Here is an 18,917-nt window from a genome sequence, read left to right as displayed (position 1 = left end):
CAAGCCCGCATCAGGCAGTGGTGAGGAGCCGCGCAAAGCATGAACAACAAACTGCGTGGTTATGTGCGCCCCGAGGGTGATGATGCCCGGGTTGAGACTTGGGGCTGGCCCGAGATGGAGGTCGAGGTAGAGGCGGGAGCGCCTACCAATGCTCTTGGCTTGGCCCCTGACTGGTATCAGCAGGAAGAGGAGGTGGTGGAGCCGGAGCCCGAACAGGAGCCGACCCCCAGCATCACCGCCGAAGAGCTTGAAGCGATCCGTCAGGCCGCCTGGGAAGAGGGAATGGCTGAGGGGCGCGAGTCCGGTTATGCCAAGGGTATGGAAGAGGGCAAGCTGGAAGGATTGCAACAGGGCCACTCTGCCGGTCTCGAACAGGGGCGCGAGGAGGGGCTGGCTATGGGGCGCGAGCTGGTGGAGCAGGAGATCGCCCACTGGCAGGGGCTTGCCGCCCGCCTTGCCAATCCGCTTAACGAGCTGGATCAGGCGGTGGAGCAGCAGTTGGTCTCGCTGGTGATGCAACTGGCCCGCGCGCTTATTCGTCACGAAGCGGAGACCTCCCCCCGCATTCTGCTGGAGGCGCTTAAAGAGGGTCTGGCCTTGCTGCCCGCCGCCGAACAGGGGGTGACTCTGATGCTGCATCCCGACGATATCGCACGCATCGAGCAGGCATTTGGCGCCGAAGAGTGCGCCAAGCGCCACTGGCGATTGCAAAGCGATCCCACCCTCTCCCCCGGCGATCTGCAACTGGCGACCGAGCTATCCAGCATCGATTTGACCCTCTCCGGTCGCATCGATCAGTTGCTGCGCAACTTCTTGCGGGACAATGCGTCTCAGAATCCGGCTTCGCAGGACTCACGCCCATAACCGATGCCGGACGTTGCCGTCCGGCTGCACTTTTTAGCTCTCAGGAGGCCAGATGAGCGGCTCGCTACTGAACCGGTTGCAAGGGTACAAGGTACGCGACAGCGCCCCCAAACCGCCGGTCGCCGGCAAATTGACCCGGGTGGTGGGGCTGACCCTCGAAGCCATTGGCTGCCGCGCAGCCATCGGTGCCCTCTGCCGCATCGATACCCTTGATGGGACGTTGGAAGCTGAAGTGGTCGGTTTTTCTGGCGATCGCCTCTATCTGATGCCGAGCGAGCAGCTCAAGGGGGTGATCCCCGGTGCCCGGGTGGTGCCCATCACCGAAGAGCACGGCATTCCGGTTGGGATGAACCTGCTTGGTCGGGTCATCGACGGCATCGGTCAGCCACTCGATGGCCTCGGCCCCATTCTCTCCTCCCAGACCGTGCAGTTTGCCCAGCACCGCATCAACCCGCTCTCTCGCCGCCCGATCCATCAGCCGATGGACGTGGGGGTACGCGCCATCAATGCCGTGCTGACGGTGGGGCAGGGCCAGCGGATGGGGCTGTTTGCCGGTTCCGGTGTCGGTAAATCGGTGCTGCTTGGCATGATGACTCGCGGCTCGGTGGCGGATGTGGTGGTGGTCGGCCTCATCGGTGAACGGGGTCGTGAGGTGAAAGAGTTTATCGAAGACATTTTGGGAGAGGAGGGGCGAGCCCGCTCCGTGGTGGTGGCGGCTCCCGCCGACGCCTCGCCGCTGATGCGGCTCAAGGGGTGTGAAACGGCGCTCGCCATCGCCGAGTATTTCCGCGATCAGGGGCTCAACGTGTTGCTCTTGATGGACTCTCTTACCCGTTATGCCCAGGCCCAGCGTGAGATCGCGCTGGCGGTGGGCGAGCCGCCGGCGACCAAGGGTTATCCGCCCTCGGTATTTGCCAAATTACCGGCGCTGGTGGAGCGGGCGGGTAACGGCAGTGACGGCCAGGGCTCCATCACCGCCTTCTTCACCGTCCTGACCGAGGGGGATGACCTGCAAGATCCCATTGCCGATGCGGCGCGGGCGATCCTCGATGGCCACATAGTGCTGTCGCGCGAGCTGGCCGATGCGGGCCACTATCCGGCCATCGACATCGAGAAGTCCATCAGCCGGGTTATGCCCATGGTCACCTCGCCGGAACATATGGATCTGGCGCGCACCCTCAAGCAGTTCTACTCCCTCTATCAGCAGAACCGGGATCTCATCACCATCGGTGCCTACAGTCAGGGTTCCGATCCGCGCATTGATCGCGCCATCATTCAAAAACCCTATCTGGATCAGTTCTTGCAGCAGGGGATGCGCGAGGTTATTCACTACGATGATGGCCTGCAAGCCTTGCAGATGGTGGCGATGCCATTGATGCGCTGATGATGGTCGGTAACAGAGAGGTCGACGATGAGTAAAGGGTTGGTATTGTTGGCCGATCGGCTGGTGGAGGCGGAGCAGCAGTGTGCGCTGGCTCTGGTGAAGGCGCAGCAGGATCTCAAGCTGTTCATGGATCAGCAAAATGCCCTCAACCAGTACCGCCAGATCTATCACCAGCAGTGGACCGATCGCGGCCTGCAGGGGATTTCGCCCCAGCAAAATACCCAGTATCACGCCTTTATCAACAAGCTCGAACAGGCAGCGACCCAGCAGTACGAAGGGGTGTTGCAGGTGCGTCAGGCGCTGGAACAGCGCCGTGAAGAGTGGCTGGCAGCCCAGCAGCGGCGCAAGGCGGTAGAGCTGTTGCTGGAGAAGCAAGCGAGCCGCGAGCAGCAGAAAGCCCAGCGTCAGGAGCAGAAGATGCTGGATGAGTACGCCATGTTGCGACGCTTTCATCAATCTGGCCTGTAACTTGCTTTGATCTGGACATTGTCGGCGGCCATCTCTTTGGGGGCCACCAGAATTCAGGGATCCCATCATGATGCAGACACTGTTGACACAAACGCCTTCGGCTCCGGCCAACGGGTTGGACAAAGCGCCTCTGAGCGGTTCCGTCGAGAGCAAAAGCATCGATGGTGGAACCGGCAGCGACAGCAAGGGTGATTTCGCCACCCTGATTGCCAAGGCCCGGAACAGCGAACAGGGCGCTGCCGAGGCCACTCAGGGCGGTAACCATGTCCGATCAGCCAAATCTTTGGCGACCGAGAGCGCCTCTCCCAAAGAGGAGACCGGCAAGGAGCAGGATCCTGACGCCGATAACAAGGTGGAGGAGGTCCCTGCCACCGACTTTCTGCTGCGCCTGCAAGACTCCCTCAAGCTCGATACCTCGCTAGTGACTCCCCAGCTGGCGGTGGCGGCCCAACAGAGCGCCACTGCGGTAGACGGCAATCCGTTGCCGCAAGAGGGTGAGCTGGAGGGGATTGCGCTTGATGAAAGCGAGCAGACTCCTGCCGCTGCCAGGATTGCCCAACAGCTTGCCGGTCAGACCGGGGCGCAGTCGCCGCTGGCGACGACCGCCAATTCGACTTCAGAAACCACCGTATCCTCCTCAGCGGCGCGAGTGGTGGCGAAGGGCGATGCCTCTGCTGCCGTTCTCTCCTCTGAAGGTGAAGATGCCGCCACTACTGCGGATGGGCAGGCCGGGGAGAAAGCCTCTGCCAAGGGCGAAACCCTCGGAGCAGATGGCAAGCAGACCAAGCCCCTCACGGGGGCAGAGCGAATGGCCCAGCTGGCCAAGGTGCTGCCGGTCGATGAGTCGGCAAGCACCGCCAAATCCGCTGAGTCACTCGCTGCAAAAGAGGCTGGCGACAGCAAATCCGATCTCGCCGCCAGCAATGCTTTGACTAACAAGGGGCAGGCGACGCAAGCCGCGACTCAGGGGGCTGCGCTCAAGGCCTTCAGCGAGGGGCTCAAGCCGCCTGAGGCTGGCACAGCTACAGCTACAGCTACAGCCACGGCTGAGGGCAGTGGTGCAGCTGGCAAGGGGACAGAAAAGGGTGCCGCCGAGGGTAGCCAGCAGCCAGCCACCGCCGCCAATCAAGGTTCGGCGCCCGTGAGGACGGCGCAAAGTGCCGCAGAAAGTGCCGCAGCCCAAGGCAGCGTGACGGCAAATGCAACGGCTCAGACCGATAGTGCTGCCGCCCCCGTGATGGTGGCGCCGCAGCAGGTGTTGGCACAGGCTGAATCTCAGGGGCCGCAAGCACCGCTGTCGACCATTTCAGCCGGCATCAAGCAGATGGAAGTGACGGGCTCCGACGAGGTGCGCAAAGCGGTTTCGCTTGAGGTAAAACCGAAGGCCGGTGAGGCGGAGAATAGCCTGGTTGCGACGACATCGAGCGGTGATAGCAGCCAGAACCAGACCGTTCAGCATGGCCAGAATAGCCAGACTCAGCCACAGGTAGCCGATAACCGGGCGCCCGCCGCTGAGACGACACTGCGCCGTGAGCCGCAGAATTTACCCCATTTGAAACTGGCCAGTCAGGAAGCGCCTGCCGAATTGCACCAGAAGGTCAATGTGATGCTGGCCGAAAAACTGCAACAGGCGGAAATTCAGCTCGACCCCCTCGGCCTTGGCAAGATGAAAATCCAGATCCAGATGGGAGCCGACAGCCAGGCCAACGTCCATTTTGTGGTACAACATGGACAGACCCGCGAGATGCTGGAGCAGGCGATGCCCCGGCTGCGTGACATGCTGGCAGGGCAGGGGATCCAGCTTGGTCAGACGCAGGTGCAGCAGCAGTCGCAACAACAGCAGCAACAGGGCCAGCCCACCTTTAACGGGCAGGGGCAGCAAGGTCAGAGTAGTGGTCAGCCGCGCTCCGGTAACGGGCTGGTTGAAGGGGAACTCACCACTTCCAACCCCAGTTTGCTGGTGGAATCGACAAACGGTTCCGGAATTGATTTCTATGCTTGATGCAATCCCGAGTAAGTTTATGATATCGAACAAGTTTGAGACTAGGGTGGACAAGGGATGGCTGACGATAACGAGTTGACGCTAAAAGACCCGGCTGCGGGCAAGAAAAAGAAGCTGATCATTATCATTGCCCTGGCGGTTATTTTGCTGGGCGGAGGTGGTGCTGGCGCCTTCCTGATGCTCTCCGGCTCCGATAAACCGCCCGCTGAAGCGGCGGAAGGAGCCGAGGCCACACCCAAGGAGGAAGCGCCTAAACCTTCCCTCTATGTCGGTATGCCGCGCCCCTTTGTCTTCAACGTCGCAGGTGCCCAGCGAGATCGACTGGTGCAGATCAAGATCCAGCTGATGGTGCGCGGTACCGCCGACGAGACGCTGGCCAAACAGAATATCCCCCTGATTGAAGGCACCTTGCTGCGGGTATTCAGCGCAGCCAGTGCCGAACAGCTGATGACCTTTGAAGGCAAGGAGAAGCTGCGCAAGGATTCACTGGAAGAGTGCCGTCGGGTGCTCAAGGACCTGGTCTCTTCCCCCGTTATCGAACAAGTGCTGTTTACCGGCTTTGTAATGCAGTAGGTGAAGCGTGAGCGATCTGTTAAGTCAGGACGAAATTGATGCCCTCTTGCACGGTGTCGATGATGTCGAAGAGGAAGAGATAGGCGGCGCTGGAGACCCCGGCGTAGCCCAGTTTGACTTCTCCTCCCAGGACCGCATCGTCCGTGGTCGCATGCCGACGCTGGAGCTGGTGAATGAACGTTTCGCCCGCCATATGCGGATCAGTCTGTTCAACATGATGCGTCGTACCGCCGAGGTCTCGATCAACGGCGTGCAGATGCTCAAGTTTGGCGAGTATGTTCATACCCTGTTTGTGCCGACCAGTCTCAACATGGTGCGCTTCCGCCCGCTCAAGGGGACGGCACTCATCACCATGGAGGCTCGACTGGTCTTCATCCTGGTAGAGAACTTCTTCGGTGGCGATGGCCGTTATCACGCCAAGATTGAAGGGCGCGAATTTACCCCGACCGAACGGCGCATTATCCAGATGCTGCTCAAACTGGTGTTTGAGGATTACAAGGATGCCTGGGCGCCAGTGATGGATGTGGGGTTCGAGTATCTCGACTCCGAAGTGAACCCGGCGATGGCCAACATCGTCAGCCCGACCGAAGTGATCGTGGTCAGCTCGTTCCACATCGAGCTCGATGGTGGCGGCGGCGACTTCCACGTGGCGATGCCCTACTCCATGCTGGAGCCGATCCGCGAGCTGCTGGACGCCGGTGTGCAGAGTGACAAGGGGGATACCGACGTACGCTGGAGCAAGGCGCTGCGTGACGAGATCATGGACGTCAAGGTGGAGCTGCGGGCCAAGCTGCTGGAGACCGAACTCACTTTGCGTGAGCTGATGGAGCTGCGACCCGGCGATATCATTCCGGTCGATATGCCGGAAAATCTGCTGGTTTTTGTGGAGGACTTGCCCACTTTCCACGCCAAGATGGGCCGCACCAAGGATAATGTGGCGCTCAAGATCACCGACAAGCTCAAACGTCCGGAAGGGGTCAAGACGGAGATGCATCTGGTTACCCGGGGCGGGGTACGAATTGATGGCGAGGCCGAGCTGGAAGAGCTCGAGCGCAGTATCGAAGATCAACAGCGATAATTGACGGTTTATTACGGTAAACGGTCACGAAGTAGCATAAGGAAACAAGATGAGCGGAACTGAGGAAGAGGATCTGATGGCTGATGCCTGGGCTGCGGCTCTGGAGGAGCAGGTGACGGCGGAAGCCAAGCCAGCCCCGCTGGAAGAGTTGAAAGATGATGCCCCCATCAGTGCCGAGGAGCGTCGCAAGCTCGACACCATTCTCGATATTCCGGTCACTATCGCCATGGAGGTGGGCCGCAGCCAGATCAGTATCCGCAACCTGTTGCAGCTGAACCAGGGCTCGGTGGTGGAGCTGGATCGGGTTGCAGGCGAGCCGCTGGATGTATTGGTCAACGGTACCCTGATCGCTCATGGCGAGGTGGTGGTGGTTAACGACAAGTTCGGTATCCGCCTGACTGACGTCATCAGCCAGATTGAACGGATCAAGAAGCTCAAATGATGCGCCTCCTGTTGTTATTGCTGCCTGTTCCGGCCTTTGCCGAGACAGCGGCATCTGCCAACGTGCCTAGTCTGAGCTCCTGGTTGCTCTCCAGTCTGATGGTGATTGGTCTCATTCTGGTGCTGGGCTTTCTGCTCAAGAAGAGCAAGCTGGCGACCGCCATGGGTGGCGGCCAGATGCGGGTCATCGCCTCGTTGCCGGTGGGTTACAAAGAGAAGCTGCTGGTGGTCAAGGTGGGCGAACAGCAACTGCTGGTCGGCGTAACACCGCAGCAGGTCAACTTTCTCTACCGGCTGGAGGAGCCGCTGGATGAAAACCAGCCGCAGGCGTTTTCCCAGCAGCTTGGCAAATTGATGGGCAAGCATGAAAAAAGCTAACGGCTTATGGCTGAAAACGGGGCTGCTGGTCAGCCTGCTGATACCACTGTTTTGCTCCTGGCCTGCGCTGGCACAGGACGCCATGTCGGCGGTGACCGTCAAGACCATGGGGGATGGCTCTCAGGAGTACAGCCTGACCCTGCAAGTGCTGGCGCTGATGACCGCGCTCTCCTTCTTGCCGGCCATGGTGATCATGATGACCTCGTTTACCCGCATCATTGTGGTGTTGGGTATCTTGCGCCAGGCGATCGGTCTGCAACAGAGCCCTTCCAACCAGGTGTTGATCGGCATTGCCCTGTTCATGTCGTTCTTCATCATGTCGCCGGTGCTGGATCGCATCAATGATGAGGCTTTGCAGCCCTATCTGGCCGAGACCATTCAGGCAAAAGAGGCGCTGGAGCGAGCCGAGTTGCCCATCCACCAGTTCATGCTGGCCCAGACCCGGATCAAGGATCTAAACACCTTTATGGAGATCGCCAACGTGCAGGTGGATAAACCTGCCGATGTGCCGCTACGGGTGCTGATCCCGGCGTTTGTCACCAGCGAGCTGAAAACCGCATTCCAGATTGGTTTTATGCTGTTCCTGCCGTTCCTGGTCATCGATCTGGTGGTCGCCAGTATTCTGATGGCGATGGGGATGATGATGCTCTCGCCGATGATCGTCTCGCTGCCCTTCAAGCTGATGCTGTTTGTGATGGTGGATGGCTGGAACCTCATTTTGGGGTCACTGGCCAACAGTTTCGGACTGGGTGCCGGTTAGCCGGTCGAGCGCAAGGAGCCCGAACATGAGTCCTGAAACCTTTGTCGACGTCTTTCGCGAGGCGCTCTGGTTGGTCAATATCATGGTCAGCGCCGTGATCCTGCCCAGCCTCGCTATCGGGCTGGTGGTAGCCATCTTTCAGGCGGCCACTTCCATCAACGAACAGACCCTGAGCTTTCTGCCCCGTCTTATCGTGACCCTGCTAGCCCTGGGAATTGGTGCTCACTGGGGAATGCAGAGTCTGATGGACTTCTTCATACTGATGGTCAATCAAATCCCCGAGGTGGTGGGATGACCTACACAACCGCTCTGATCATGGAGTGGTTGTCTTCCATCCTCTGGCCGCTGGCGCGGGTGAGCAGCCTGCTGATGGTGATGGCGGTGTTCGGCAGTCGCCTCGCTCCTGCGCGGGTACGGATGGGGCTGGCTTTGGCCATCACCTTTCTGATTGCCCCGCTGCTCCCGAAAATGCCCCCCATTGAACTCTTCTCTGCCGGCAGCTTTCTGGTATTGGGCCAGCAATTGCTGATCGGTATTGCCCTTGGTCTGATGACCCAGTTTCTGATGGAGAGCTTCGTGATGGCCGGTCAGGTCATCGCCATGCAGACCAGTCTGGGTTTTGCCACCCTGGTGGACCCGATGAATGGCCAGTCGGCCCCCGTAGTGGGTCAGTTTTATCTGATGCTGGCGACCCTGGTGTTTCTGGCGCTGGATGGTCATCTGGTGATGCTGCGGCTGGTCATTCTTAGTTTCGAGACACTGCCTGTCTCCGAGCACGGCCTCTCGGTTTCATCCATGAAAACCCTGAGTGCGTTTCTGGGTGTGATGTATCAGGCTGCTTTGGTGATGTCGCTCTCAGCCATCGTCGCCTTGCTCTTAATCAACTTCGCCTTTGGTGTCATGACCCGGGCGGCGCCGCAACTCAACATTTTCAGTATCGGTTTTGCGGTCAGCATGATGTCGGGTCTGCTCATCCTCTGGCTCACTATCGGCGGGTTCCTCGGTCACTTCGACATGATGTGGGAGCGGGTGCAGGAGGTCAGCTGCGAGCTGATCAACACCCAGTGCTTCGGGGGCGCTCATGGCTGATACCGACCAGGAACGTACCGAACAACCCACGGGCAAACGACTGCAACAGGCCCGTGAAAAGGGGCAGATTGCACGTTCAAAAGAGTTGGGGACCGCCAGCGTTCTGCTCTCGGCGGTCTTTGGCCTGCTGATGCTCAAGGGCTCGCTGGCGACTGCCATGATCAAGGTTGTCACCATGGGCTTTACTCTGGACAGGGAGCAGGCTTTCGATCCCAATGCCATGATCGCCATGGTGCCGGCGCTGCTGGGGGAACTGGTTCTTCCGCTGGGGCTGTTGTTCGCGTTGGTGGCGATTGCCGCGTTTATCGGCAACACCCTGATGGGGGGGATGAACTTCTCCACCGAAGCCATGATGCCCAAGATGAGCAAGTTGAGTCCGCTCAGTGGCCTCAAGCGAATGTTCGGGGTGCAGTCGCTGATCGAGCTGGTCAAATCCATCGCCAAGGTGGTGTTCATCACCCTGTTTGCCTGGTGGATGTTATCCAGTCAGTTTAATCATCTGCTCAACCTCTCAATGGAGGGGTTTCCCGGCGGCATTATCGATGCGCTGGAGTTGTTTCTCTGGATGTTGATCATCCTCTGCTGCGCCCTGCTTCCCATCGTTGCCATCGACGTGCCGTTCCAGCAGTGGAACCATATGCGTCAGCTCAAGATGACCAAACAGGAGGTCAAGGACGAGTTCAAGGACAGCGAAGGCAAGCCCGAGGTAAAGGGCAAGATCCGTCAGCTGCAGATGCAGATGGCGATGCGCCGGATGATGGGGGATGTGCCCAAGGCCGATGTGGTGATCACCAACCCGACCCACTACTCGGTAGCGCTCAAGTATGATGCGGGCAAACCCGGTGCCGCGCCCAAGGTCGTGGCCAAGGGCACAGATGAAATTGCAATGAAGATCAGGGAGATCGCCAGAGAGTACGAGATCCCCATAATGCCGTCACCAGCCTTGACCCGGGCTATTTACCACTCAACCGAGCTGGGCCACGAGATCCCGGAAGGGCTGTTTGCGGCGGTTGCCCAGGTGCTCGCCTATGTCTTCCAGCTCAAGAAATTCCGCCGTGGTCAGGGGCGCCGTCCCCAGCCGCTGGCTAAAGATCTCCCCATTCCGACCGAATATCGCAAATGACAAAGTTCTGACGTAGTTAAAATAAATCCATTGCATTTCAATGTCTTGTATTGTTGGCTTGATGTTTGCTTTAATCTGGCACCAGCAGGTTGAAATTGAGAAGCGCGATGGAATTCAAGGCAGTATTGGGCCAGTTCAAAGAGTACCGAGGAGTTTTTGGCAAAGGCCTTGGCACCCCTCTGCTGGTATTGGCCGCGCTCGGCATGGTGGTGTTGCCCATCCCGCCGCTGATGCTGGATGTGCTCTTCTCCTTCAACATTGCTCTCTCCATCGTGGTGCTGCTGGTATCCGTCTATACCCGCCGCCCCCTCGAATTTGCTGCCTTCCCGACCGTACTGCTGCTCGCTACCTTGCTGCGGTTGGCGTTGAACGTCGCCTCGACCCGGGTGGTGTTGCTGGAAGGTCATAATGGTAGTGCGGCGGCCGGCCATGTGATCGAGGCGTTCGGTAACGTGGTGATCGGCGGCAACTATGCGGTCGGCATCATCGTTTTCACCATCCTGATGATCATCAACTTTGTGGTCATTACCAAGGGTGCCGGGCGGATCGCGGAAGTGAGTGCCCGTTTTACCCTTGATGCGATGCCGGGCAAACAGATGGCCATCGATGCCGATTTGAACGCCGGTCTCATCAATCAGGAAGAGGCGAAGAAGCGTCGTCAGGATGTGACCCAGGAAGCCGACTTCTACGGCTCCATGGATGGTGCCTCCAAGTTTGTCAAAGGGGATGCCATTGCGGGCATCATGATCCTCTTTATCAACATCATCGGCGGCTTCATCATCGGGATGATGCAGCACCAGCTGACCTTCAGCGAATCGGCCGAGATCTATACCCTGTTGGCCATCGGTGACGGTCTGGTGGCGCAGATCCCCTCCCTGCTGCTCTCCATCGCTGCCGCCATCATAGTGACCCGTCAGAATACCGATCAGGACATGGGTACCGCAGTACTAGGCCAGCTGTTTGACAATCCCAAGGCGCTGATCATCTCGGCCGGGATTCTGCTGATGATGGGGCTGGTGCCGGGGATGCCGCATTTCGCCTTCCTGAGTCTGGGGGCTCTTGCCGCCGCTGGCGCCTGGTGGTTGCTGCGCCGCGAGAAACTGGCGGCCGCCAAAGCGGCCAAGGGTGAGCTGTTGCCTGCCACAGCCGAGCAGCCTCATGAACAGAAAGAGCTGAGCTGGGACGATGTGATGCCGGTGGACATCATCGGGCTGGAAGTGGGTTATCAGCTGATCCCGCTGGTGGATCGCAATCAGGGTGGCGAACTGCTCAACCGGATCAAAGGGGTGCGCAAGAAACTCTCGCAAGAGCTGGGCTTTCTGGTCCCTGCCGTCCACATTCGCGACAACCTGGATCTGGCGCCAAACCAATACCGCATCACCTTGATGGGAGTCAGTACCGGCGAGGCCAATGTCTACCATGATAAGGAGATGGCCATCAATCCGGGGCAGGTGTTCGGCCAGATCCAGGGGATAGCGACCCGGGATCCCGCCTTCGGGCTGGAAGCGGTCTGGGTTGCCAAGGAGATGGTCTCTCAGGCACAGACGCTGGGGTATACGGTGGTGGATACCGCGACCGTGGTGGCTACCCATCTGAGCCAGATCCTGACCAACCATGCGGCTCTGCTGCTGGGCCATGACGAGGTACAACAACTGCTCGACATGATTGGCAAACATCAGAGCAAGCTGGTCGAAGGGTTGGTGCCGGAAGTGATCAGCATGGGTAACCTTGTGAAGGTATTGCAGAATTTGCTCAATGAAGGCGTGCCAATCCGCGATATGCGCACTATCCTGCAGACCCTGGTTGAATACGCGCCGCGCAGTCCGGATCCGGAAGTGCTCACGGCCGCTTGCCGGATTGCCCTGCGTCGCCTGATTGTGCAAGAGATTGCAGGCCCCGATCCCGAGCTGCCGGTGATTACCTTGGCGCCGGAATTGGAACGTATATTGCATCAATCCCTGCAGGCTGGTGGCGGTGATGGTGCCGGTATTGAACCGGGTCTGGCAGAGCGGATGCAGCGTTCGCTGGTGGAAGCCACTCAACGACAAGAATTGGAAGGCCAACCGGCCGTGCTTCTGACATCGGGGATCTTGCGCAATACCCTGGCAAAATTTGTCAAGAATGCCATTCCTGGATTGCGCGTTCTGTCTTATCAGGAAGTGCCCGACGACAAGCAGATCCGCATCGTCAGTGCGGTAGGGCAGAACTAGTTAGCGGAGACGACGGGTGAAGATTAAGCGGTTTTTTGCCAAGGATATGCGAACGGCTCTGGCCGAGGTCAAGGAGACTCTCGGGCCGGATGCCGTCATCATGTCCAACAAGAAGGTCACCGGAGGGGTAGAGATAGTCGCCGCAGTCGATTATCAATCCCAGGTCCCGGGGCCCAAAGATGCGCCGGTTCGTCGTCAGCTGAACGATGAGAGCGTCAATATTTCGTCTGCTGCACGGCAGATGATCCGCCCCGAGCCGTCGCCGGCGAAGGAGCAGAACGAACATTATGCCGATACCCTGGCCGCCTTGCTGGCGCGCCAGCAGAAGCTCAAGCCGGGCAATGGGGCGCCACTGGGTAATACCCAATCGGCCGGTCTGGCCGCTGCCAATGCTGCGCCCAGAACATTGGCCGAGCAGGGGCAGTGGGGCGCAGCTCCCGAACCTGCCAAGCCCAAAGCCCGGGTTGCGTCCGGCCAGCGCCCCCCTCAACCTGCCCAGCGGGATCAGGAGATGGAAGGGATGCGCAAGGAGATGGCCAGCATCCGTAAATTGCTGGAGCACCAGATCTCCGGACTGATGTGGCAAGAGGTGGAGCGCCGCGAACCGATGCGGGCCCTGTTGATCAAGGAGCTCAAGAAACTGGGCTTTGATGATGCGTTTGCCGATCAACTTGCGGGACTGATCCCCGAAGATATGTCCATCCATCAGGCGATGGCCCAGTTGGCCGAAGTGCTGACGGCTCAGCTCAAGATTAGTGAGGACGAGATCATGCGTCAGGGCGGCGCGGTTGCGCTGCTTGGTCCGACCGGGGTGGGCAAAACCACCACCATCGCCAAGCTGGCTGCCCGTTTCGCCATGAAGTATGGCGCCGAGCAGGTGGCGCTGATCACCACCGACAACTACCGGATTGGTGCCCATGAACAGCTGCAGACCTATGGCCGCATCATGGGTTGCCCGGTACGGCAGGTGCGTGATGCCGAAGAGCTGGCAAATGCCCTTTATCAGTTCCGCCACCGTCGGCTGGTACTTATCGATACGGCCGGGGTGGGCCAACGGGATATCCGGTTGACCGAGCAGCTCGATACCCTGGTCAAGAATGCCAAGGTACGGATCCGCAGTTATCTGGTGATGTCGGCAACTTCCCAGCGTCGGGTGATGCAGGAGGCGGTTGACCATTTCCGGCGTATTCCATTAAGCGGCTGCATACTTACCAAATTGGATGAAAGTCTGAATCTTGGCGAAGTGATTAACGTGTGTATCCAGAATTCATTGCCCATCAGCTATATCACTGACGGACAAAGGGTTCCGGAAGATATTCAGGTTGCCAATGCGGCGCAGCTCGTCGGGGCTGCCATGGGCTCGCTGGAGCGAGAAACAGAGGAGCCCTATTTCTGGGGCGCAGGCTTTGGCGAGGCCGAAGATTCGGAGTTTTATGAGTAACATGTATATGGATCAGGCGAGTGGTCTGCGCAAAATGCGTCAAAACAATCGAGTAAAAGTAATCGCCGTTTCCGGTGGTAAAGGTGGCGTGGGCAAGACCAACGTGACCCTGAACGTGGCCGGAGCCATGGCCGCCCAAGGCAAGCGGGTGATGGTGCTGGATGCCGACCTGGGTCTGGCCAACGTCGACGTCATGCTGGGGCTGCGGGTTCATCGCAACCTCTCTCATGTCCTGGCGGGTGAATGCACCATCGACGACATCATCGTCGAAGGCCCTTACGGCATGATGATCGTGCCTGCGACCTCGGGCACCCAGTCCATGGTCGAGCTTTCTCCGGTGCAGCATGCCGAGCTTATCCGCGCCTTCAGCGAGATGAAGACCCAGGTCGACATCCTGCTGGTGGATACGGCTGCGGGGATCTCCGACATGGTGCTGAGCTTCACCCGAGCAGCTCAGGACATCATGGTGGTGGTCTGCGATGAGCCGACCTCCATCACCGATGCCTACGCCCTCATCAAGATCCTATCCAAGGATCACGGCGTGTTTCGTTTCAAGGTGGTGGCCAATATGGTGCGCAGTCTGCGTGAAGGGCAGGAGCTCTTTGCCAAACTGACCCGGGTAACGGATCGTTTCCTCGATACCTCCTTGGAGCTGGTCGCCTGTGTACCCTATGACACCAATCTGCGTGCCGCCGTGCGCAAGCAGAAGCTGATTGTCGAGGCGTTTCCCAAGTCACCGGCCGCACTGGCGTTCCGGGCCCTTGCCAACAAGGCGGCGAGCTGGCCGGTTCCCAACCAGCCGGGCGGCCATCTGGAGTTTTTCCTGGAAAATTTGTTGCAGAAACCGGCCACAACACAGGAAGGTTCCCGTGAATAAAGCCCAAGCGTACTTGCGTCATCAGGATTCCTACGTGCTGGTGGAGCGTCATGCTCCTCTGGTCAAGCGAATTGCCCAGCATTTGTTGGCTCGCCTGCCCAGCAGTGTCTTGCTGGATGACCTGATCCAAGCAGGTATGATTGGGCTGCTTGAAGCCTCCCGCAACTTTGACGGTAGCAAGGGGGCCAGCTTCGAGACGTATGCCGGGATCCGCATCCGAGGCGCCATGCTGGATGAGATCCGGCGTGGTGACTGGGTACCCCGCTCTGTGCATCGCAACAGTCGCGCTATTGCAGAGGCGATCGAGAATGTCGAGCAGACTCACGGGCGTGACGCGCGAGATACCGAGGTTGCTGCCGAGATGGGGGTATCCATCGCTGATTACCATGCGATGCTGCAAGATGTCTCCTGCGGCAAAATTATCGGCATCGAAGATTTGGGAGTCAGCGAGGATGTGATCGGCAACCCCGATGACGCCCCTTCCGGCTCGGGATTCGATGAATTGGCTGCCGAGCGATTTCAGATTCAATTATCCGAGCAAATTGGTCGTCTACCAGAGAGAGAAGCTTTGGTTCTCTCTCTTTACTACGATGAAGAGCTGAATTTGCGTGAAATTGGCGAGGTTTTGAATGTCAGTGAGTCGCGTGTGAGCCAGATCCACAGTCAGGCAATGCACAGATTGCGTGCTCGTTTGAGAGATTGGCATCTATAAGTGTTTGTACTGGCTACACTGAGATGAAACTCTAAGGCATAATCCGCACGACACAACCCGTTTTTAGCATCATGTAAGTGAGCCACTCTGGTGGCTATTTAGGAGGGAATTTTGGACAAGAACATGAAAATCCTCATTGTTGACGATTTTTCAACGATGCGCCGGATTATCAAGAACTTGCTGCGCGACTTGGGATTCAACAATACCCATGAGGCGGATGACGGCAATACAGCGCTGCCGATGCTGAAAAATGGTGATTTTCAGTTTGTAGTTACCGACTGGAACATGCCTGGCATGCAAGGTATTGACCTGCTTAAAGCCATCCGTGTCGATGAGAAGCTCAAGCATCTGCCGGTACTGATGGTAACCGCTGAAGCCAAACGTGAGCAGATCATTGAAGCCGCCCAAGCTGGCGTCAACGGTTACATCGTCAAGCCCTTCACCGCAGCAACGCTCAAAGAAAAACTCGACAAAATTTTCGAACGAATTGGCTAAGGAGCTGCAGGGATGATGGCCAAAACGAGAGCAATGATTTCGCTCGACCAGGCAAGGATGCTTGTTGCTCATCTGGAGCAAGGCGAATTTGAGCTGGCCGATGAACTGCTTGCCGAAGTATGTGCCCCCAACGCAGCCGATCTGTTTGAAAAAGTAGGTCAGCTGACCCGACAACTGCATGATTCACTTCAAGAATTTCGCCTCGATCCCCGTATTCCCGATTTGGCTACTCATGATATTCCCGATGCTCGGGAGCGCTTGAGCTACGTTATCGATATGACCGACAAAGCGGCCAATCGCACAATGGATGCGGTGGAAGCCAGTTTGCCGATAGCGGATCGCCTGAATGACAATATCCAGCTGGTGATGCCGAACTGGAATGCCCTAATGTCTCGTGACATGAGCGTGGGGCAGTTCAAATCCTTATGTCACCAACTTGATGATTTTATTAAGGCTTCAGAGTCTGATGCCGATAAATTACGGCAACTGCTGACAGAAATCCTGATGGCACAAGATTTTCAGGATTTGACAGGTCAGATGATCCGCAAGGTCATCAAGCTTGTTCAGGAAGTTGAAACAAAATTAATAGAAATGCTGACCATGTTTGGTGAGGCTTCTGCTGAGCATTCAACTCGTAGTATTCCTGTCAACGGGATTGAAGCAGAGGGCCCTATCATGAACCCCGAGGCTCGTGCCGATGTGGTCAATGGTCAGGATGATGTGGACGATCTGCTGTCTAGCTTGGGATTCTAATGGAGTGACGCATGGCCTTCGAAGTTGATGAAGACATACTGCAAGACTTTCTGGTCGAAGCATCCGAAATATTGGAACAGTTGTCTGAACAACTGGTCGACTTGGAAAAGCGGCCCGATGACAAGAACCTGTTGAATGCCATCTTTCGCGGTTTCCATACCGTGAAAGGGGGGGCAGGTTTTCTGTCGCTCGGTGAACTGGTTGATGTATGCCACGGTGCGGAAAACGTGTTCGATATCTTGCGTAATGGCAAGCGAACCGTTACTGCGGAGCTGATGGATGTGATCCTGCAAGCGCTGGATGCCATCAATGTCATGTTCGCCCAGGTTCAAAATCGCGAAGCACCCAGCCCTGCGTCAGATGATTTGCTTCATGACCTCCATGAGTTGTGCAAGCCAGAAGGGGAAGAGCAACTGCGCACGGCTACCAGTGCGGCTGCTGCTGTAGAATCTGAACCTGCAGCACCGGTAGTTGTTGAAGACGTTGCTCCAGAAGTTGTTGAACCCGCAGCCATCAGCAGCGAGCCTGCTCCTGTCAATGGCGGCGGCTCGATCGATGAAATTTCTGCAGACGAATTCGAGCGTCTGCTGGACGAGCTCCACGGCGTGGGTGGGGCTCCGACCAAGACGGCTGCAGCAGCCCCGATAGCAGGTGGCTCTGGCGATATCACCGATGATGAGTTTGAGGCCTTGCTGGACCAGCTTCATGGTCAGGGACAGCACATGGGGGCGCCAGAGGTGAATCCTCTGAAGTCCGTGCAAAAAGAGGTGGACGAGCTTATCGATGATGATGAGTTTGAACGCCTGCTTGATGAATTGCATGGTCGTGGTCAAGGGCCTCAGAGTACTATGGCACCTGCCGCACCTGCCGCACCTGCCGCACCTGCCGCACCTGCCGCACCTGCCGCACCTGCCGCACCTGCCGCACCTGCTGCACCTGCTGCGGTGACTCCGCCCAAACCGGCCACTCCTGTTGCCAAACCGGCACCGGCAGTCCCCGCAAAACCCGCTGAAGCAGCCAAGGCACCAGCGCCTGCCGCCAAGGCTGCGCCTGCGCCAGCAGAAAATAGTGCCGTGCAAAGCGATACGACGGTGCGGGTGGATACCAAGACCCTCGATGTCATCATGAACATGGTAGGTGAGTTGGTACTGGTTCGTAACCGGCTGGTGAGCTTGGGTATTGCCAGTAATGATGAAGAGATGTCAAAGGCGGTTGCCAATCTGGATGTGGTAACGGCTGACCTGCAAGGTGCGGTGATGAAAACCCGCATGCAGCCAATCAAGAAGGTATTTGGTCGTTTCCCGCGCGTGGTGCGTGATCTGGCCAGAACCCTCAAGAAAGAGATTGAGCTGGTGATGGTGGGGGAAGAGACCGATCTTGATAAAAACCTGGTAGAGGCGCTCGCCGATCCTCTGGTTCACCTCGTTCGCAACTCCTGCGATCACGGGGTCGAAATGCCGGATGTGCGGGAGAAAGCGGGCAAGCCGCGGCAAGGGACAATTACCCTTAGCGCCTCCCAGCAAGGTGACCATATTCTGCTTTGCATCGAGGATGATGGGGCAGGGATGGATCCTGAGAAACTCAAGTCCATCGCAATCAGTCGCGGTGTTCTGGATGCAGATACTGCCGCTCGCATGAGCGACAACGATGCCTATAACCTGATTTTTGCTCCGGGCTTTTCAACCAAGGCCGAGATCTCCGATATCTCTGGCCGTGGTGTCGGAATGGATGTGGTTAAAACCAGCATTGTCAGCCTCAATGGATCGGTGCACATCGATTCCACCTGGGGGAAAGGTACCCGTCTCGAAATCAAGGTTCCGTTGACGCTAGCCATTCTGCCGACGCTGATGGTGGAAGTGGGTGAGCAGACCTTCGCACTTCCCCTTGGTTGTGTGAACGAGATTTTCCATCTGGATCTGAAAAAGGCCAACATGGTTGATGGCCAGCTCACCATCATTGTGCGCGAGAAGGCGATACCGCTCTTCTATCTGCATAAATGGTTGATTCGTGGCGCCAACAAGCGTTCACGTCAGGATACCGGACATGTGGTGATCGTGCAGATTGGCACTCAGCAAATCGGGTTTGTGGTAGACAGTCTGATTGGTCAGGAAGAGGTGGTGATCAAGCCACTCGATAACCTGCTGCAAGGCACCCCTGGCATGGCCGGGGCGACCATTACCAGTGATGGTGGAATTGCTCTTATTTTGGATGTGCCGAGTCTGCTCAAAGCATATGCGCGTAGACATTAATAGCTCAGGCCCAAGGAGTT

General features: G+C 57.8%; 19 protein-coding genes. All 19 read left to right on the top strand.

Going from position 1 to position 18,917, the window contains the following annotated elements:
• Positions 1–39 precede the first annotated feature (39 nt).
• Positions 40–864: a flagellar assembly protein FliH gene (fliH, locus tag I6L47_RS07795; protein ID WP_216949038.1), complete on the top strand. Its 825-nt coding sequence runs from the start codon at positions 40–42 to the stop codon at positions 862–864.
• 52 nt (positions 865–916) lie between these two features.
• Entirely contained in the window at positions 917–2,248 is a 1,332-nt protein-coding gene (fliI, locus tag I6L47_RS07790; RefSeq protein WP_005334747.1) for a flagellar protein export ATPase FliI, read from the top strand.
• 27 nt (positions 2,249–2,275) lie between these two features.
• The gene (gene fliJ / locus I6L47_RS07785) at positions 2,276–2,716 is read left to right on the top strand and encodes a flagellar export protein FliJ (protein WP_005334746.1); all 441 of its coding nucleotides are present in this window, start codon (positions 2,276–2,278) and stop codon (positions 2,714–2,716) included.
• A 67-nt stretch (positions 2,717–2,783) separates the two neighbouring features.
• The gene (locus tag I6L47_RS07780) at positions 2,784–4,718 is read left to right on the top strand and encodes a flagellar hook-length control protein FliK (protein ID WP_216949037.1); all 1,935 of its coding nucleotides are present in this window, start codon (positions 2,784–2,786) and stop codon (positions 4,716–4,718) included.
• Positions 4,719–4,775: 57 nt separating this feature from the next.
• Positions 4,776–5,291: a flagellar basal body-associated protein FliL gene (gene fliL / locus I6L47_RS07775; RefSeq protein ID WP_043822474.1), complete on the top strand. Its 516-nt coding sequence runs from the start codon at positions 4,776–4,778 to the stop codon at positions 5,289–5,291.
• 7 nt (positions 5,292–5,298) lie between these two features.
• Positions 5,299–6,369, top strand: coding sequence for a flagellar motor switch protein FliM (fliM, locus tag I6L47_RS07770; RefSeq protein WP_005334736.1), 1,071 nt, complete (start codon positions 5,299–5,301; stop codon positions 6,367–6,369).
• Positions 6,370–6,418: 49 nt separating this feature from the next.
• Positions 6,419–6,811, top strand: a complete 393-nt coding sequence (gene fliN, locus I6L47_RS07765) for a flagellar motor switch protein FliN (protein ID WP_005298791.1) — start codon at positions 6,419–6,421, stop codon at positions 6,809–6,811.
• Positions 6,808–7,188, top strand: coding sequence for a flagellar biosynthetic protein FliO (gene fliO, locus I6L47_RS07760; RefSeq protein WP_005362049.1), 381 nt, complete (start codon positions 6,808–6,810; stop codon positions 7,186–7,188). Before fliN ends, fliO begins: the two co-directional genes overlap by 4 nt.
• Positions 7,175–7,948 carry a flagellar type III secretion system pore protein FliP gene (fliP, locus tag I6L47_RS07755; RefSeq protein WP_216949036.1) on the top strand — a complete coding sequence of 258 codons (774 nt, stop codon included), beginning with the start codon at positions 7,175–7,177 and terminating at the stop codon, positions 7,946–7,948. The genes fliO and fliP overlap by 14 nt, the downstream gene beginning before the upstream one ends.
• A gap of 25 nt (positions 7,949–7,973) precedes the next feature.
• Positions 7,974–8,243, top strand: a complete 270-nt coding sequence (gene fliQ / locus I6L47_RS07750; protein ID WP_005334727.1) for a flagellar biosynthesis protein FliQ — start codon at positions 7,974–7,976, stop codon at positions 8,241–8,243.
• Positions 8,240–9,037, top strand: a complete 798-nt coding sequence (gene fliR / locus I6L47_RS07745; RefSeq protein WP_139463821.1) for a flagellar biosynthetic protein FliR — start codon at positions 8,240–8,242, stop codon at positions 9,035–9,037. The genes fliQ and fliR overlap by 4 nt, the downstream gene beginning before the upstream one ends.
• A complete protein-coding gene (flhB, locus tag I6L47_RS07740) occupies positions 9,030–10,160 on the top strand; it encodes a flagellar biosynthesis protein FlhB (protein ID WP_005334720.1) in 1,131 nt (376 codons plus the stop codon). The genes fliR and flhB overlap by 8 nt, the downstream gene beginning before the upstream one ends.
• Positions 10,161–10,267: 107 nt before the next feature.
• The gene (flhA, locus tag I6L47_RS07735) at positions 10,268–12,370 is read left to right on the top strand and encodes a flagellar biosynthesis protein FlhA (protein WP_216949035.1); all 2,103 of its coding nucleotides are present in this window, start codon (positions 10,268–10,270) and stop codon (positions 12,368–12,370) included.
• 16 nt (positions 12,371–12,386) lie between these two features.
• A complete protein-coding gene (gene flhF / locus I6L47_RS07730) occupies positions 12,387–13,811 on the top strand; it encodes a flagellar biosynthesis protein FlhF (RefSeq protein ID WP_103251224.1) in 1,425 nt (474 codons plus the stop codon).
• Position 13,812: 1 nt separating this feature from the next.
• Complete coding sequence (locus I6L47_RS07725) at positions 13,813–14,688, top strand: MinD/ParA family protein (protein WP_013723550.1); 876 nt, start codon at positions 13,813–13,815, stop codon at positions 14,686–14,688.
• Positions 14,681–15,400, top strand: coding sequence for an RNA polymerase sigma factor FliA (locus I6L47_RS07720; RefSeq protein ID WP_019444723.1), 720 nt, complete (start codon positions 14,681–14,683; stop codon positions 15,398–15,400). The genes I6L47_RS07725 and I6L47_RS07720 overlap by 8 nt, the downstream gene beginning before the upstream one ends.
• A 111-nt stretch (positions 15,401–15,511) precedes the next feature.
• The gene (gene cheY / locus I6L47_RS07715) at positions 15,512–15,895 is read left to right on the top strand and encodes a chemotaxis response regulator CheY (protein ID WP_013723552.1); all 384 of its coding nucleotides are present in this window, start codon (positions 15,512–15,514) and stop codon (positions 15,893–15,895) included.
• A gap of 12 nt (positions 15,896–15,907) precedes the next feature.
• Entirely contained in the window at positions 15,908–16,648 is a 741-nt protein-coding gene (locus I6L47_RS07710) for a protein phosphatase CheZ (protein ID WP_005353668.1), read from the top strand.
• Positions 16,649–16,659: 11 nt separating this feature from the next.
• Positions 16,660–18,897, top strand: coding sequence for a chemotaxis protein CheA (locus tag I6L47_RS07705; protein ID WP_216949034.1), 2,238 nt, complete (start codon positions 16,660–16,662; stop codon positions 18,895–18,897).
• Positions 18,898–18,917: the final 20 nt, after the last annotated feature.

Origin of the sequence: Aeromonas sp. FDAARGOS 1417 (assembly GCF_019046985.1) — a bacterium.
Taxonomy (GTDB): Bacteria; Pseudomonadota; Gammaproteobacteria; order Enterobacterales; family Aeromonadaceae; genus Aeromonas; species Aeromonas veronii.
The sequence above is the reverse complement of the archived record's forward strand: the minus strand, read 5'-3'. Positions and strand labels throughout refer to the sequence as shown.

What these genes read in the sequence shown, in the direction of transcription:
- fliH (WP_216949038.1), top strand. Translation starts at nt 40, where the DNA reads ATGAACAACAAACTGCGTGGTTATGTGCGCCCCGAGGGTGATGATGCC.
- fliI (WP_005334747.1), top strand. Translation starts at nt 917, where the DNA reads ATGAGCGGCTCGCTACTGAACCGGTTGCAAGGGTACAAGGTACGCGAC.
- fliJ (WP_005334746.1), top strand. Translation starts at nt 2,276, where the DNA reads ATGAGTAAAGGGTTGGTATTGTTGGCCGATCGGCTGGTGGAGGCGGAG.
- I6L47_RS07780 (WP_216949037.1), top strand. Translation starts at nt 2,784, where the DNA reads ATGATGCAGACACTGTTGACACAAACGCCTTCGGCTCCGGCCAACGGG.
- fliL (WP_043822474.1), top strand. Translation starts at nt 4,776, where the DNA reads ATGGCTGACGATAACGAGTTGACGCTAAAAGACCCGGCTGCGGGCAAG.
- fliN (WP_005298791.1), top strand. Translation starts at nt 6,419, where the DNA reads ATGAGCGGAACTGAGGAAGAGGATCTGATGGCTGATGCCTGGGCTGCG.
- fliO (WP_005362049.1), top strand. Translation starts at nt 6,808, where the DNA reads ATGATGCGCCTCCTGTTGTTATTGCTGCCTGTTCCGGCCTTTGCCGAG.
- fliP (WP_216949036.1), top strand. Translation starts at nt 7,175, where the DNA reads ATGAAAAAAGCTAACGGCTTATGGCTGAAAACGGGGCTGCTGGTCAGC.
- fliQ (WP_005334727.1), top strand. Translation starts at nt 7,974, where the DNA reads ATGAGTCCTGAAACCTTTGTCGACGTCTTTCGCGAGGCGCTCTGGTTG.
- fliR (WP_139463821.1), top strand. Translation starts at nt 8,240, where the DNA reads ATGACCTACACAACCGCTCTGATCATGGAGTGGTTGTCTTCCATCCTC.
- flhB (WP_005334720.1), top strand. Translation starts at nt 9,030, where the DNA reads ATGGCTGATACCGACCAGGAACGTACCGAACAACCCACGGGCAAACGA.
- flhA (WP_216949035.1), top strand. Translation starts at nt 10,268, where the DNA reads ATGGAATTCAAGGCAGTATTGGGCCAGTTCAAAGAGTACCGAGGAGTT.
- I6L47_RS07725 (WP_013723550.1), top strand. Translation starts at nt 13,813, where the DNA reads ATGTATATGGATCAGGCGAGTGGTCTGCGCAAAATGCGTCAAAACAAT.
- I6L47_RS07710 (WP_005353668.1), top strand. Translation starts at nt 15,908, where the DNA reads ATGATGGCCAAAACGAGAGCAATGATTTCGCTCGACCAGGCAAGGATG.
- I6L47_RS07705 (WP_216949034.1), top strand. Translation starts at nt 16,660, where the DNA reads ATGGCCTTCGAAGTTGATGAAGACATACTGCAAGACTTTCTGGTCGAA.